This is a genomic window from Streptomyces sp. NBC_01474, from assembly GCF_035918215.1.
In the GTDB taxonomy this organism is placed as follows: domain Bacteria; phylum Actinomycetota; class Actinomycetes; order Streptomycetales; family Streptomycetaceae; genus Streptomyces; species Streptomyces aureus.
The window spans coordinates 2,602,265-2,616,161 of record NZ_CP109449.1 but is presented as its reverse complement, the minus strand read 5'-3'; the positions used below and the strand labels follow the sequence as shown (position 1 = coordinate 2,616,161).

General features: G+C 69.0%; 15 protein-coding genes and 3 pseudogenes. 6 read left to right on the top strand and 12 right to left on the bottom strand.

Going from position 1 to position 13,897, the window contains the following annotated elements; translation table 11 throughout:
• Positions 1-33 precede the first annotated feature (33 nt).
• Positions 34-417, bottom strand: coding sequence for a hypothetical protein (locus OG758_RS12365; protein WP_326710037.1), 384 nt, complete (start codon positions 415-417; stop codon positions 34-36).
• 41 nt (positions 418-458) lie between these two features.
• Here OG758_RS12365 and OG758_RS12360 point away from each other — a divergent pair, with 41 nt between their 5' ends.
• Positions 459-788 (top strand): amidase family protein, encoded by a 330-nt coding sequence (locus OG758_RS12360; protein ID WP_326710036.1) that lies wholly within the window; start codon positions 459-461, stop codon positions 786-788.
• Between the two features lie 310 nt (positions 789-1,098).
• Here the strand turns inward: OG758_RS12360 and OG758_RS12355 are convergent, their stop codons facing one another.
• On the bottom strand, positions 1,099-2,082 hold the full coding sequence (locus tag OG758_RS12355; RefSeq protein ID WP_326710035.1) for a LuxR family transcriptional regulator: 984 nt from the start codon (positions 2,080-2,082) through the stop codon (positions 1,099-1,101).
• Between the two features lie 243 nt (positions 2,083-2,325).
• Between OG758_RS12355 and OG758_RS12350 the strand changes: the two genes are divergently transcribed.
• Together OG758_RS12350 and OG758_RS49020 are read left to right on the top strand one after the other, a co-directional pair.
• A complete protein-coding gene (locus tag OG758_RS12350) occupies positions 2,326-3,738 on the top strand; it encodes an aminopeptidase P family protein (RefSeq protein WP_326710034.1) in 1,413 nt (470 codons plus the stop codon).
• A 222-nt stretch (positions 3,739-3,960) separates the two neighbouring features.
• A pseudogene (locus tag OG758_RS49020) lies at positions 3,961-4,083 on the top strand (transposase); the annotation flags it as partial.
• Between the two features lie 90 nt (positions 4,084-4,173).
• On the opposite strand, the gene OG758_RS12345 reads toward OG758_RS49020, so the two are convergent.
• The 4 genes and pseudogenes from OG758_RS12345 to OG758_RS49015 all read right to left on the bottom strand — a co-directional run.
• Positions 4,174-4,665: a COG4315 family predicted lipoprotein gene (locus OG758_RS12345; protein WP_326710033.1), complete on the bottom strand. Its 492-nt coding sequence runs from the start codon at positions 4,663-4,665 to the stop codon at positions 4,174-4,176.
• A gap of 210 nt (positions 4,666-4,875) precedes the next feature.
• Entirely contained in the window at positions 4,876-5,568 is a 693-nt protein-coding gene (locus OG758_RS12340) for an anti-sigma factor family protein (protein ID WP_326710032.1), read from the bottom strand.
• Positions 5,565-6,074, bottom strand: a complete 510-nt coding sequence (locus tag OG758_RS12335; protein ID WP_326710031.1) for a sigma-70 family RNA polymerase sigma factor — start codon at positions 6,072-6,074, stop codon at positions 5,565-5,567. Before OG758_RS12335 ends, OG758_RS12340 begins: the two co-directional genes overlap by 4 nt.
• Before the next feature lie 450 nt (positions 6,075-6,524).
• Positions 6,525-6,724, bottom strand: a pseudogene (locus OG758_RS49015) (IS701 family transposase); the annotation flags it as partial.
• A gap of 150 nt (positions 6,725-6,874) precedes the next feature.
• Between OG758_RS49015 and OG758_RS12325 the strand changes: the two are divergent.
• Positions 6,875-7,570, top strand: a complete 696-nt coding sequence (locus OG758_RS12325; RefSeq protein WP_326710030.1) for a hypothetical protein — start codon at positions 6,875-6,877, stop codon at positions 7,568-7,570.
• Positions 7,571-8,027: 457 nt separating this feature from the next.
• Positions 8,028-9,290 (top strand): vanadium-dependent haloperoxidase, encoded by a 1,263-nt coding sequence (locus OG758_RS12320; RefSeq protein WP_326710029.1) that lies wholly within the window; start codon positions 8,028-8,030, stop codon positions 9,288-9,290.
• Positions 9,291-9,388: 98 nt separating this feature from the next.
• Here OG758_RS12320 and OG758_RS12315 read toward each other — a convergent pair whose 3' ends face one another.
• The 4 genes from OG758_RS12315 to OG758_RS12300 all read right to left on the bottom strand — a co-directional run bounded on the left by OG758_RS12315 (position 9,389) and on the right by OG758_RS12300 (position 11,510).
• A complete protein-coding gene (locus OG758_RS12315; protein WP_326715878.1) occupies positions 9,389-10,312 on the bottom strand; it encodes an integrase core domain-containing protein in 924 nt (307 codons plus the stop codon).
• 12 nt (positions 10,313-10,324) lie between these two features.
• Positions 10,325-10,480, bottom strand: a complete 156-nt coding sequence (locus OG758_RS12310; RefSeq protein WP_326710028.1) for a hypothetical protein — start codon at positions 10,478-10,480, stop codon at positions 10,325-10,327.
• A gap of 226 nt (positions 10,481-10,706) precedes the next feature.
• Positions 10,707-10,835 carry a hypothetical protein gene (locus OG758_RS12305; protein ID WP_326710027.1) on the bottom strand — a complete coding sequence of 43 codons (129 nt, stop codon included), beginning with the start codon at positions 10,833-10,835 and terminating at the stop codon, positions 10,707-10,709.
• Positions 10,836-10,979: 144 nt separating this feature from the next.
• Entirely contained in the window at positions 10,980-11,510 is a 531-nt protein-coding gene (locus OG758_RS12300) for a nucleoside-triphosphatase (protein ID WP_326710026.1), read from the bottom strand.
• A 138-nt stretch (positions 11,511-11,648) separates the two neighbouring features.
• On the opposite strand from OG758_RS12300, the gene OG758_RS12295 reads away from it, so the two are divergent.
• Positions 11,649-12,101, top strand: a complete 453-nt coding sequence (locus OG758_RS12295; protein WP_326710025.1) for a YbhB/YbcL family Raf kinase inhibitor-like protein — start codon at positions 11,649-11,651, stop codon at positions 12,099-12,101.
• Positions 12,102-12,296: 195 nt separating this feature from the next.
• Here the strand turns inward: OG758_RS12295 and OG758_RS12290 are convergent.
• A pseudogene (locus OG758_RS12290) lies at positions 12,297-12,638 on the bottom strand (SRPBCC family protein); the annotation flags it as partial.
• Between the two features lie 96 nt (positions 12,639-12,734).
• Positions 12,735-13,832, bottom strand: coding sequence for a baeRF2 domain-containing protein (locus OG758_RS12285; RefSeq protein WP_326710024.1), 1,098 nt, complete (start codon positions 13,830-13,832; stop codon positions 12,735-12,737).
• Positions 13,833-13,897 lie beyond the last annotated feature (65 nt).

Genomic DNA, 13,897 nt, shown 5'->3' with positions numbered 1-13,897 from the left:
ACTGACGACCGCGCCTCGTTCTGAGCAGCCGATTCATGTCGAGACGTCAGGCGTGTGCGCGGTCGCGGCGTCCGCGACCCGCGTGGTGGCGCCTACGACCGGGTTGTCGTCTTGGCGGCCCGCTACGGCGAGCATCCGGTAGTCGCGCGGCGCATCCATCGACGGCGTCATCACATGGACCCCGTAGCTGGCGGGCAGCTGCTCCAGGGTCTCCTCCGCACCGCGGTTCCTCGCGACCCGACCCCAGCCTCGCCTGAGGAGGCGACGGCCGCCTACCGGCCGGTGGACGTCGTCGGTGCCTCGGCCGTCCTGATGGGCAGCGGCCTGGTGGCCCAGGTTGACGCCCGCGACCAACTCGGCGGGCCCCTCGCCGACGACGGCCTCGAACCGTTCACGCGGGTGCTCTACGCCAGCCACCAGGACCTCACCGCCGCGACGTCAGCCGGGCCCTCGGGCGCATGCAGGAGATCGGCTGGGCGGTCGGCGGCGAGTTCACGAGGTACGACGTACTGCTGAGCCCGGCGCTTGCCCGGCCGACGCCCCGGCTCGGCACGCTCGACACCGGCCGTCCGGAGTCGATCTACCAACACGCCTCGGTCTACTCCGCGTTCACCAGCGTCCACAACGTGAGCGGCATGCCCGCGATGTTGCTCCCCTTTGGCCCCGACGCCGAAGGCCTGCCATTCGGTGTCCAGTTCGCCGCACGTCTCGGCGCCGAGGGCACGCTCCTCGTCCTTGCGACACAACTGGAGTCGGCGGCGCCCTGGACGTGTCCGCCTACCGTGTGACCGCGGTTCGGGCGTCCAGGGGAGGGCGTCGATAAGGGGCGGGTGGTTGTCGCGCTGGTTCAGTTCAATAACCAGCGCCGTGATCGCGGGCGTTGTCGGCGTGAGCTGCCGCCGGTATTGATGCTCGCCAGACGCCGCCACACGGTTCGTGGGCCGGCTCGCGGGTCTCGCCCAGGTCATCGGTATGCAGTACCAGCTGACGTCCAGGCCAGGTGGGGCCATCGCCGAGACGGCAGATTCCGCGGGCCTCGGCCCAGCGGTGCGGCGTCTGTCTTCTCCAAGCCAGAGAAGAGTCGGTGGCTTGGCTCGATCACAACCATCCGCAGCGCTGGGCCTGTAGGGCCATCTGGAAGCGGTTGGCGGCGCCGAGGCGGGCCATGAGGATCTGCAGTCGACGGAACAGCGTCCGTCGGCTGATTCCCATCTCGCGGGCGATGACGTCGTCGCCCGCGCCACTGGCGAGGAGCCACAACAACCGACGGTCGGCGGGCGGCAGACCGCCTGGCCGGGTGGTGGAGCCATGGAATGGCAGGGCGCTCTGCCAGGACTGCTCGAACAGTGCCACGAGCGCGGAGAGCAGCCCACACGGTTGCACGACGAGCATGGTGTTGTGCACATCGGCCTCCTTGATCGACAACGACACGAGCGCGTACGCCTCGTCGATGATCACGAGCTTGACCGGTACCGAGGCGAGCACCCGGGCCTGTTCGCCGGCCTTGATGGCCGGTTCGATGGCCTCCTTGAGGCGGCCGGGATGCTCCAGCGAATCCCGCGAGTACACGACTCGCTGCGTCACGCCTCGGGCGAGCGTGGCCATCGCGTCGTCCATGGCCCCGGGCAGGGGGAAGTACGGGGGTGACTCGAGTTGCCGGATCTGGTCGCGGGCGCTGGCCCACGCCTGACGCATCCTGGGGCCGATGGCGTCCCCGGTGACGACCTCGACGAGATTGTCGTTGTACGCGGCGAGCCGCTGTCTGCGGAACGACTCGAACGCGCCGTCGACGGTGAGGCGTGAGTCCTCCACCTCGGCCGTCCGGTGTCGGGCGAGGATCTCCAGGCCAGCGGTCGGCGGAACCGGTGCCACCACGTCCCCGTCAGCCCCGGCCGCACTGGCCAGACCGGCGTCGACCAGTTCGCCGTACGCCTCGGTGAGCTCCGCGCCGTCGAGACCGGACGAGGCCGCGATCGCACTCATGGGAGCGGGGGACAGGTCCAGAAGCGCCAGGTAGACCCGGACCGCCGCGTGATCGATCCCCAGCAGCCGCAGGGCCTCGCCGAGCTTTTGGTTTGCCATACGCCGCATTATCGACGGCTCCCGATCGGTCCGCGCCGCAGGTCCGCATGGGCGGATGGCTGATCTGTGCCACTGGCACTCCTCGGCCGCCAGAGCGCGTAGTGCGAGGTAGCGTTCGGGAGCCACCGAGGACGGTGGCAGCGCGAGGGCGTCCGGCGCTACGCCGTGCCGGGGCGCGACATCTCCGTACACGCCTCCCCGTCCCTCGCGGTCGAGGAACCCACCCGGAAGAAGGTGCCCCACGTGGCGAAGGCTCGAAAGAACGGCCTCTACTCAGGGATCTCCGAGGAGCTGTCCGCCCTGATGCGGACGGGGTGGGCGGACACCGAGCGGCACGACCTGAAGGCCGCCGAGCAGGCCCCGTACGCGGCACACCGCCGTGCCGCGCTCTCCGCGCGCTATCCCGGCGAACGCCTCGTCATTCCCTCGGGAAATCTCAAGGTCCGCTCGAACGACGACACCTATCCGTTCCGGCCGTACACGGGCTACGTGCACATGTCCGGAGACCAGGCCCGTGACGGCGCGCTCGTGCTCGAACCCCGCTCGGACGGCGGTCACGACGCCTACTGCTATCAGCTGCCGCGCGACAGCCGGGACAGTGACGAGTTCTGGTCCGGCTACACCGCCGAGCTGTGGATGGGCCGGCGACGCTCCCTCGCCGAGTCGGAGGTCGTACTCGGCCTGCCCTGCCGCGACGTCCGCACGGCGGCCGACGACCTGGCTGCCGCCTCCGGTGTTCCGACCCGGATCGTCCGCGGCATCGACCCGGCCCTGGAGGCCGCAGTCACCACTGACTCGGAGTGCGACGCCGAGCTCGAAGAGGCGCTCAGCGACCTTCGGCTGGTCAAGGACGCCTGGGAGCTTGGCGAGATGCGCAAGGCCGTCGACTCCACGGTGCGCGGCTTCACCGACGTCGTCGGAGAGCTCTCCCGGGCCGTCGAGTCGTCCGAGCGTTGGATCGAGGGCACGTTCTTCCGCCGGGCGCGCCTCGAGGGCAACGCCGTCGGCTATGGCTCGATCTGCGCCGCGGGCGAGCACGCCACGATCATGCACTGGACGGACAACGACGGACCGGTACGCCCGGGGGACCTGCTCCTGCTCGACGCCGGCGTGGAGACGCACACGCTCTACACCGCCGACGTCACCCGCACCCTCCCGATCAACGGGACCTTCACGCCCGTGCAGCGCAAGGTGTACGACGCGGTGTACGAGGCCCAGGAGGCAGGCTTCGCCGCCGTGAATCCGGGCGCTCAGTACCGCGACTTCCACGAGGCGTCTCAGCGCCACCTGGCGGCGAAGCTGGTCGAGTGGGGCTTCATCGAGGGTCCGGCGGAGCGGGCGTACGAACTCGGTCTGCAGCGCCGCTTCACCATGGCAGGCACCGGACACATGCTCGGTCTGGACGTGCATGACTGTGCCCAGGCACGGAACGATGAGTACGTCGACGGCGTGCTGGTGCCGGGAATGGTGCTTACCGTCGAGCCGGGCCTGTACTTCCAGCCGGACGACCTCACAGTGCCGGATGAATGGCGCGGCATCGGCGTCCGGATCGAGGACGACCTGATCGTCACGGATGACGGCCACGAGAATCTGTCAGCGGGTCTGCCGCGGTCCGCAGACGACGTCGAGGCGTGGATGGCCCGGTTCGCGGGTTGAGATCGGCTGTTCCGGCCGCGTCATAGAGATGTGGCAGGCGTAGAGCGTTCCCGGTTGCACGCAGCACGGGGCATGTGATGACGCGCCTGCCGCGGCGGGTCGGGTTTGAAGTACGCGGTCACGGTGGGACTCAGGAGCGGACCTGTGACCATGGCTGCACCCAGAAGGTACTCGTTGGAGTTGCGTGAGTGTGCGGTGCGGATGTAGCGCACCTCCGACCCGAAGCCGCGGACCAAGGGGCTCGCTGGTGACCTCGGCGTGCATCCGGAGGCACTGCGCGGCTGGATCCGCCAGGCCGAGGCGGACGCAGGCGAACGCGACGACCGGCTCACCACCGGCACGTGATCCCGGAGAAGATCGACCACAAGGCCGCCCGCATGCGTCGGGGTTCACGCGGCGGACGGCCTCTCACCAGTCGCGCACCAAGACCGACGATCAAGCCTTCGGCGTCTTGATCTCGCTTCCCTGGGGGGTGAGGGCGTACCAGACACCCTTCAGTGCCTGGCCCTTGGTGTCACCGGCTGCCTGGTCGCCCGCGAAGAGGTAGACCGGGTGACTCTTGATGGTGAGCTGCTTGGTGCCATCCTTGCGCGTGACCGAGCCGAGCAGGCTGGGGTCGATACCCTTGACGTTGAGGGTGGCTGGGACCGCCGGCCACTTGGCGGCACAGTCCGCGTAGCAGTTCGACATCGCAGGACTTGTGGTGTCCTTGTCGAACACGTACAGGGTACGGCCCGCCTCGTTGACGATGATGGTGCCCAGCGTCGGCGACGACGACGTGCTCACCGCCCCGGCAGCGGCATCCTGCGAAGCCGGTGCGGATGCCGCGGTGGTTTTGCTGCCGTCGCCGGAGGAGCAGGCAGTTGCCTGGGCAGCGACGGCGAGCATGATGGCCGCGGCAGATACGACGCGGGTGTGAATCTTCATAGGGGTAACCCTTTCAATAGGAAGTAGGAATTGCGGTGAGGTGGCTTGAGCGCGGCGCCGCGCCCGGTTGCCCCGAGTCGCACGTGCTGGGGCAATTGCTCTGCAGGGCAACGACGTCAGGTCAGTGGCCTGTCGCCCCGCGTCAGGGCAGGCGGGACCATCCCGCGGGCCCGGCAGTGGAGCGGTCCGCGGGATGGTGGTCGAGGCAGGTCAGAGTGGTCGGGTCGTGGCGACCAGGCGTCCCGCATGGTCCATCACGGAGATGGATCGGATGTCGGGAAGGTGCAGGGCACTCGCCCCCGTCACGGCAGCGCTGCCGTTGGGAGTGATCGCCCAGGTGGCCGCCTGCTCCTTGCGGCCGTCTACCGAGGAGACCTGGAGGATGAAGGGTCCTGGTGCTCCTGCGGGCAGGTCGGCCAGAGTGACGCTCACCGCAGTGCCCCAGGGCTTGGCCGTGAGCGTGGCACGGCCGGAAACGGAGTACCCGGCGGCCGAAGTGAAGGCCGTGGCCGGGCCGGTCGAGTGCCGGAACGGCAGCATCGACCCCAGTCCGAGCCCGGCAACCACGATCAGAGCCGCAGCCAATGCCAGCCACTGCCGACGAGCCCGGCGCCTGCGTGCGACATCGGCGGCGCGGACCTGCTCCAGCAGACGGTCGAGCCCGGCCGACGAAGCCGGTGGCGCCGCATCGGTGTCGGCCTCGCGCGTGGCCTGGGGACGGGGCGCGGACATGCCCGTGGTACGGCGGAGCAGTCCCGCCAGCGGGGCCGAACGTGCGAGCTCGTCACGGCATTCCTGGCATGTGGGCAGGTGGGACTCCAGGATGCGGCGGTCGGTCTCGCTGAGACCGCCCAGCACGTACGCGCCGATCAGCATGCGCACGTCATCGTGGTCGGTGCTCACCGTAGAACTCCCATTTCTTCAAAGGCTGCGCGCAGGTTGCGTACGGCGTAGTAGGCGCGGGACTTGACCGTTCCCTCCGGGATCGTGAGCCGTGACGCGGACTCGGCGACGGTCAGTCCGTCGAAGTACAGCGCGTGGATCACGTCATGATGCTCGCTGGACAAGCGTTCCAACGCTGCGGCTATCACGTGCCCCTCCAGCGCCGCCTCCACATCATCGGCAGAAGGTACAGCCGCGAGTGCCTCGTTGTCGTAGAGCGGTTCCGGACGCCGCTGCTCAGCGCGCCAGCCGTCGGTGAGTACATTGCGGGCGATCGTAAAGAGATAGGAGCGGATGGTGACGTGGCGTGGCTCGATCTTGTCGATGCTGCGCCACGCCCGCAGCAGCGTTTCCTGCACGACGTCCTCCGCCTGCTCAGGGCTGCGCACGTACCTGCGCACGAAGGAGAGCAGCACATCGTGGTGCTCGGTGTACAACGCAGTCATCAACTGCTCGTCCGGCGTCACGCTCGATTTCCTCGTCTCGCAGGCTGGGGTCCCTTGGAGCATCGCCGGGCCCGGGCTGTAGGCGGTGGACAGTCCGCGCCCCGGGGAGGCGCGGAACCAGATCCGGTCCATCCGACTCACTTCCATACATGACCGCACCGGCTGTGCCGTCTTTGAGGACAGCTGCGACATGCGGTTTCTTGTGTCCTGAGGCACTGATCGTGTGCCCTTGCGGCTACGTATACGACGAGCTGGGGGTTCAAGTTCACCCGCAGGCAGCGCGTCTGGCGCTTGAGTTGGGCGTGCATCCCGATGCCCTGCCGGGCTGGATCCGCCAGGCCGAGGCCGATGCCGGCGAGCGCGACGACCGGCTGATGGCTGGCACCCGGCGCTCTGCCCGTGAGCGGGGCAAATCCGACCCGATCGACGCTGAGTTCGTCGCCCGGGTCGCCCTGCGGGAGTTCAACCTGCCATGAACTGTTGCAGGCACTGACGGTCGATGCCCAGCCGCTCGCCATTGGCTGCATCGACTTGCGTCGTCCGCCCAGCAGCAGACCGGGCAGGTAGCTCACGTCCTTGCCCTGCTGGTCCGAGCGCCGCAGGCGAGCGAACACCTCCGCCGCGAACGCCTTTAGCTCATCGCGTGAACGGCCCGACTCGTCCGGAGCCATATGGACAAAGAACTGCCGGAACACGACTGTGACCAGCCCCCGGCGCGCACCACCCAACTAAGCATTACTAGTTGACTTGCGGACTGAACCGGGTGCCGCAGGTGGTCGTACACATGACCGCTAGCCTCCCAACACTCAGGAGAACAAGTCATGAGGAAGAAGAAGTTCGGCTGGGCGATCGGCGCGGGTGCGGCCATGATCCTCGGCCTGGGCGCCGCGGCCTCCGGGCTGTCCAGCGCGAACGCCTCGAGCTTTGACACGGCCGCCTCCACCACAAGGCACCCGGTCAAGGTGGAGGTCTTGGCACCCAAGCGCGGGGACAACGCGGGCGCGGAGGGCAAGGGCTGGTTCGTGGACCTGAAGCTCTCCTTCCGGGGCAAGACCCTGGCCCAGACCGGCTTCAACGGGCTCCAGCTCACCGGCCCGGCCGCGCACAACAACGTCGCCCCCTTCCCCGGCACGTTCTCCACCGGCCAGGACGACAAGGTCCCTGCACTGGTCGTGCTGGACTCCACCATCAACAGCACCCTCCCCGGCTTCTCCGGGCCCGGCACCAACCTGGCCAACCTGTTCAACCTCTCCGGCGTCACCAACCGCACCCCGGACAAGACCGAACTGTGGGACACCTGGATCGTCGGCGCCCCCATCGCGGGGCAGAATGTCGACACCACCCTGACTGTGGCCGTCGTCGACGACCTCAACCACGACGACATCTACAACGACGCACCCAGCGTCGTGAAGGACCTCAACGACGATGGGAAGATCGACGCCAAGGACCTGGGCCTGATGGGCGTCGCCTCCAACATCGTCACCATCCCCTTCCACATCAACGCCGACCCCGCCTGATCCCCGCCAGGTCAGAAGGGCGCCGCCGCCGGGCAGGTGAACGCCTGCGCGTGCGCCGCAGTGCGAGCCGGTGTCATGAGACGGAGCGACGACGGCGCCGTCTCGCCCGCATTCGTCTGCTGCTCCGTAGGTGGTCCCCTGCGGACACCCGTCACTCGGCTGCAGACATGCCTGGGCACTTCCTGGGCTCGCCAGTTCCCCCGGATACATCATTGCCGGCGCATACCCGGCCACGCCGAAGGCCGCCCCTGCCCGCAGCGACATCCCTATCCGCGGGCAGGACGTCCGGTCCGACACGTCACCGTGCTCCGCAGGTTCCCGGGCCAAGGCCCCACGGCTTCGTCCGGGAACCTGCTGCGGCCAGTGCAAGGTCCTCAATTCTTTACGTCCCGTCGCACATGACTGACAGACGGACGGGCCGACACCCGGCCCCACCCCACCATGAGGAGCTACTCCCATGAACTCCCCGAAGACCCGTGTGGCCCTGGTGGCCTCCACGGCACTGCTGGTCGCCTCCGGCGCAGCGCCGAGCGTCACCGCCGCCCCTGCGCCTGGACACGGTCGCACATCCGTGGTGCTCGCCTGGTACGACACCACAGCTGACACGATCGCGACGGTTGGCTCATCACTCCCTCCAGTGACCAACAGCCGTACTTGGGCGCTCAGTTGGATCGCGGCGGCACGGGCCTTGCAACACGTGCCGTCTGGGGTCGACCGTAGGGACTACCAGGACGCGGCGCTGGCCGCCGCGGTGCACCGCGCCCTGGTTGAGCTGGTGCCCACCCGTGCCCCGGAGCTGGATGCCGCCCTGCAGCAGAGCCTGGATCAGACCCCCGACGGCCCGGCCGAGACCTTGGGCGCCGCAGCCGGTGAACGCCAAGCGCTGGAGGTCCTGCACGAACGCCAGGGAGACGGCCTCGATGCCGCCTCGGTGAACGCCCCCTTCACCGTGCCGCCGGCCGCGCCAGGAGTCTGGCAACCGACCCCGCCCGCCTTCGCCCCCGCCATCCAAAACGGCAGCCGGTTCGCCCGGCCCTTCCTGCTGAAAAGCGCCAGCCAGTTCCGACTGCCCGCGCCTCCCTCTCCCACCTCCGAGCGGTACCAGACCGACCTGAAGGAGGTTCGCGACTTCGGCGAGCTGAACAGCACCGTGCGCACCGCACGGCAGACCGACACGGCCAACTTCTGGTTCGGCTCCTCGCTGACCCTGTGGACCAAACCGATTCGCGTCGCGCTCGCCGCCACCTCCCACCAGCCGCTGCCCAAGCAGGCCGAACTCATCGCCCTGGCCAACGCCACGCTGGTGGACACCCAGATCGCCACCTCCGACAGCAAGTACACCTACCCGCTGTGGCGCCCCGTCACCGCGATCCGAACCGGCGTCGGCGAGATCTCTGCCGACCCGTCATGGACCCCACTGCACGCCACCCCGTCGCACCCGGACTACCCCAGCGGCCACAACACCTACGCAGGCGCGACGGAAACCGTTCTCACCGCCCTCGTGGGACCGCGCACGGCCCCGTTCACCCTGACCAGCGTCACCGCACCAGGCGTCGTCCACACCTACACCGCATGGCACCAGCTCACGTTGGAGAACATGGATGCGCGGGTCTGGCTGGGCATCCACACCCGACTCGCGGACGAGGCCGGGGTCACACTGGGTACCGATGTCGCCAGGTACGGCCTGAACCACGCCCAGTCCCTGTTCCAGGAGCACTGAATCCGCCGGGCGATCACCGCCTCGACTGTACGCAAGGCCCTGCTCTGCTGCCGGTCGCCCGTGGACCCTGTGGGTGCCAAGAACCACGTCCGTGCTGGTCACGCCACATGTTGGTACTCGTGCAGGATGCCGCCGAGGCGGTCGCGTCGATGGACCTCGAGGTGGGTGAGCCGGTCGGGTTCGCTGATCGGTTCGGGCAGGGAACGGAGTGGCGCCGCGCTTGCGAGAGCGCGATGGGGCCTGTGTTGGTTGTAGAACTGCTCGTACTCACGCAGGGCGTGTAGCAGATGGGCCTGATTCCATACGAGGGTACGGTCGAGGAGCTCAGTCCGGCAGGAACGCACCCATCGCTCCATGATCGCGTTCATCCGCGGCATCCGGACGCCGCTCTGGACGACCCCGATGCCCTCAGCGTGCAGGACGGCGTCGAAGGCGGCCCGTTGGCGAACGTCCCGGTCTCGGATCAGGAACTTCGCCCTGCCGCCGGTGTTCTGAAGGTCCATGACCAAGTTTCGGGCGAGTTGGGTGACCCAGGCCGTGGTCGGGTGCGTGGTCGCGCCGAGGATCCGCACGCGCCTGGTGGCGTGCTCGATCACGGTGAGGACGGTCATGGTTGCCCCGGTCAGTGTCTTGGCCTCGAAGAAGTAGGCGGCGAGGATGGCGTGTGCTTGGGAGCGTAGAAATGCCACCCAGGTGGTGTGGTCGCGTTCGGGTGCGGAGTTGATGCCGTGCTCTTTGAGGATGTTCCACACGGTGGAGGCGGTGACGTTGATTCCGAGCGCGGCGAGCTCGCCGTGGATGCGCCTGTAGCCCCAGTTGCGGTTCTCTCTGGCGAGCCGTAGCACCAGGGTACGGAGGGAGCGCACGGTGCGCGGACGGCCCGGGCGCTTGGGGCGGGAGGCCTTGGCATGGCGTCGGCGCAGCAGGTCGCGGTGCCAGCGCAGCAGCGTGTCGGGTGAGACGATCAACTGGAGTCGACGAAGTTGCACTCGGGGGAAGTGGTGCAGGAGCGCGGCGAGCAGTACGCGGTCGGGTCAGGTGAGTTGCGGCTTGTTGTTCTGCCGCTGCAGCACGGTGAGTTGATGGCGCAGTGCCAGGATCTCGGCATCCTTGTCACGGTCGCCCATCGGCAGGAGCCGTACCAGGGTGAACACGCTCGTCAGGGCCAGGTAGGGCAGTCGCAGCAGCACCGGACCATCCTGGCGTCGGCCGGAGCCGGCCCGCAATCACCGAGCGAGGCCCCCACCATCACCGCCGAACGGCAGGGACCCACGACAGTGCCCAGATACGGCCTGACCAGCACGGATGAGAATTCTGGCACCTACAGGGTTGCCATAGGAATTGCCGAGCCTGTTGGGTGGCCCAGGTGGCGGTGGCGCAACGCGGCGACCCCACCGAGCTGCTCTCGCGCCTGGGTCAGCAGGCTGACCAGTTCGCCCCCTCGGTGCGCCACTGTTCCACGCACATGGAGTCCAGTTCGGGGACCGGACGGCCCGTTCCGGAGAGCCGCGGGGCGAGCGGCTCGCTACTGGCGTCGGTGGCCACGGGTCTCCTCCTGCCCGACCGTCGGATCCGTCCCGTGAGGGAGCGTCGGCAGCACGGACTGTACGGGGTCCGGCACGTACGGCGACAGCCCGCCCCGCGCCCGAACCCTCCGCGGCTGCCCTCACGCACGCGACCCGGAACCCGTCACCTGTACTCCAGCTGTGCAGCCAGATTTTCTGGGAGGGCGTGCCGGTTCGCCTGCGTCACGACGATGACTTCGATGCCGGCGCGCTGTTTCAGGGCGTCGGTGAACGGGTCGCTGTGCGCATGAACGGTCGCGACCACATCGATGCCGGCTTCGAAAACGGACCGGACGGCCGCCCTGAACGAGGCGGCGGCCAACTCCATCCGGCCGAGCTCGTCGATGAGCACAAGCCGACCGGGAACAGGATCCGCCGAAGCCGCCATCAGAGTCGGCACCGCCACCCGGTCCATGACGCCCAGATCGACGCCGTACCGTCCCACCTTCGGCGGCCCCGGGAAATCGGCATGGGCGAGCACGACGCGGTGTCCCGCCGTCGTCTCCAGAGCGAAACCGACCCGGGAGCCGCCCTGCCGGATCTCCTCCGTGGTGAAGCCGACGATGTCACGGCCGTGCAGCAGCGAGGCCAGTCGGCGGATGGCGGTCGTCTTGCCGACGCCGGGGCGTCCCTCCAGCAGGATCCTCGTCGGCATCTCGTACTCCGTTCCGGGTCGGCAGCCCTCCACCAGGCTCCCAGCGAAGAAGGTCTTCGCCGCCCCGGATCGGCCGATCGGGCGCATAGGACGCCCGATCGGTGATGTTCATGCCGTTCACCGGGTACAGCGGCGTCCATGACCGCAATTGAGCTCAGCAGCACGGCATTCCGCGACCATCAGGCGATCCCACGCCACCACAGTGGGGAGAGTGACGACGTCTCACCACCCTTGACCTGGTCGGCGGCACCGGAGGGTGCGGCCGAGCTGGTCCTGGTCTGCGAAGACCCCGACGCGCCCGGAGGGGCGTTCCTCCACTGGCTCGTCACCGGTATCGACCCGGGGAGCTTTGGCGTGGACGAGGGCGAGACACCCGCCGGCGGCCATGTGTGGCCCAACGACTTCGGACGAGTGGGCTGGGGCGGGCCCATGCCTCCCCCCGGGCACGGGGAACACCGCTACTTCTTCCGCCTGTACGCCGTGTCCGAGCCGCTCCCGCTCCACGGCCGGGCGGGCTCCGATGCGGTGCACCGGGCCCTGAAGGGCAGGGGCCTGGCCAGTGGCACCCTGGTGGGCACGTATCAGCGCTGATCGGGTCCGTGGGCTCCGTACGGCCGGACGAAGCAGGCCGGTCAGCCCGAGGGCCGGCACGGGACCCGAGGTCTCGCCCAGGACGTACGTGCCCGTCGCTGATCGCGCCGCGCCAGGCTCCGGTCTTTTCCCCCGGCGCTCGATGAACGCCTTGAAGTGCCCCAGCCCGCCGTGGATCCCGCGCCGGACGACTCTGAGGGCGTCCACCGTCCGCCCGACGGGGCCGTGCGGCGCGTACTCCATGCGCAGCGTGACCCGTGTGTGGTCGCCGTCGCCGACCGTGGAACGGAAGGTGACCGAACTGGTGTGGCGCGGTTCGTCCAGGCTCTGCCAGACCAAGCGTTCACCGGGTGTGCTCCACGATCTGCGGGTCGAACACGTGGGTGACCGGGCCCCGGTCACCGGGCGCATCAGGGCCGGACCGAGCTGCTCGACGTCCTTCACGCCTGGCGTGAACCGGGGGAAGCTCTCGAACTGGGTCCACTGGTTGTGGGCGGCGCGCGCCGGGGCGGCTCCATCGACCGACGCCTCGAGCACGCTCACTACCTGCCCGCTTGCCTCGGGCTTCCGTTCGTGTCCAGTGCCGTCACGTTCTACCCGCCGCGCGAGCTGGAACCGCGGTACGCGTTCGGGTCAGGACGGCGTCCCCGGGTCGGTGTACCGCAGCAGTGCGCCCACGCCCTCGTACAGCCTCAGCTCGCTCTCCGGTACGACGACCAGTTCGGCACCAGTGCCGACGAGGGTCCGCAGCAGGGCCTCGTCGGCACGCTCCTCGCGGGGTGCCCGCACGCCGAAGGAGACCAGCTCCGCCTCGGTCAGGGCGAGCTGGGTGGGCTGCGGGCCCGCCCACAGCCGCAAGGAGGGCGCGGGCGGGTGGTTGAGGAGGAGCGCCGCGACCTGACCGCGCTGAAGGGCGGCGACGGTGGCGGACAGCCCCTCCGTCGCGGCCAGATGCAGTGCCCGCCGACCGATGAAGATGTCCACGAGCGCCCGGTCGTGCGAGGCCATGCGGCCGCGGAAGGCAATGTTCAGCTGTGGCTCCAGAAGGGCGCGCCGGGTGTCCGTCGGCGTGGGACCCCCTACGCGTACGACCCTGTCCCGCAGGGTGTGCGGGAGACGGCGGATCAGGACGTTGGACGCCCAATCGTCCCCGCCGATGACGACGGCGTCGGCGCAGGCGTGCCGCGCCCATTCGTCCAGCCGGTGGCCCAGCCGGACCGCGGTGTGGTGCCAGGTCGCCACCGCGACCCTGCGGTGCAGCCGCTCACCCGGGGTGACATTGGACGCCGGCCAGGTCCCGGTCTCCGCGTCCACCCTCACCCAGCCGTGGGTCTTGGCGGTCGGCAGCCCGCCATAGTGGACGGTCACGGCCAGGTAGGGGATCTCCGGGATGTGCTGGGTGACCAGGGGCATAGCATCCGGCAGCGTGCCGTAGCGCGCGGAGTCGTGTGCTGGCGGCCTGGGCAGCTCCCCGTCCAGTACGAGCGCTCCGTCCGCGGCGAAAACTGCCTGCCCGTGGATCCCCGGTACCTCCGTGTCGGCGCCGACCACCTCCTCCAGCACCTCGAGTAGCGCCCGGTCCGCGCCCTGACGGGTCAGGTTGTCGCGCAGCCGCCGCCAGCGCAGCGCGATCGCCCGCTCGGGATGCTCGACGTCACGCGAGGTGTCCAGGTACGCAGACGCGAACGGGCCGGGCTCCGCGTACAGGGGCTCCAGGAACGACAGCCTCATCGCCACTCCTCGTAGACGTTCTCCCTACGTTCGATGATGCGCGCTTCGGCCCAACATGTTGTCGA

Bases quoted from the DNA above. Each gene is read 5' to 3' on its own strand.
- OG758_RS12285 (WP_326710024.1), bottom strand. From the start codon at position 13,832: ATGAGGCTGTCGTTCCTGGAGCCCCTGTACGCGGAGCCCGGCCCGTTC.
- OG758_RS12360 (WP_326710036.1), top strand. From the start codon at position 459: ATGCAGGAGATCGGCTGGGCGGTCGGCGGCGAGTTCACGAGGTACGAC.
- OG758_RS12325 (WP_326710030.1), top strand. From the start codon at position 6,875: ATGAGGAAGAAGAAGTTCGGCTGGGCGATCGGCGCGGGTGCGGCCATG.
- OG758_RS12300 (WP_326710026.1), bottom strand. From the start codon at position 11,510: ATGCCGACGAGGATCCTGCTGGAGGGACGCCCCGGCGTCGGCAAGACG.
- OG758_RS12355 (WP_326710035.1), bottom strand. From the start codon at position 2,082: ATGGCAAACCAAAAGCTCGGCGAGGCCCTGCGGCTGCTGGGGATCGAT.
- OG758_RS12320 (WP_326710029.1), top strand. From the start codon at position 8,028: ATGAACTCCCCGAAGACCCGTGTGGCCCTGGTGGCCTCCACGGCACTG.
- OG758_RS12345 (WP_326710033.1), bottom strand. From the start codon at position 4,665: ATGAAGATTCACACCCGCGTCGTATCTGCCGCGGCCATCATGCTCGCC.
- OG758_RS12295 (WP_326710025.1), top strand. From the start codon at position 11,649: ATGACCGCAATTGAGCTCAGCAGCACGGCATTCCGCGACCATCAGGCG.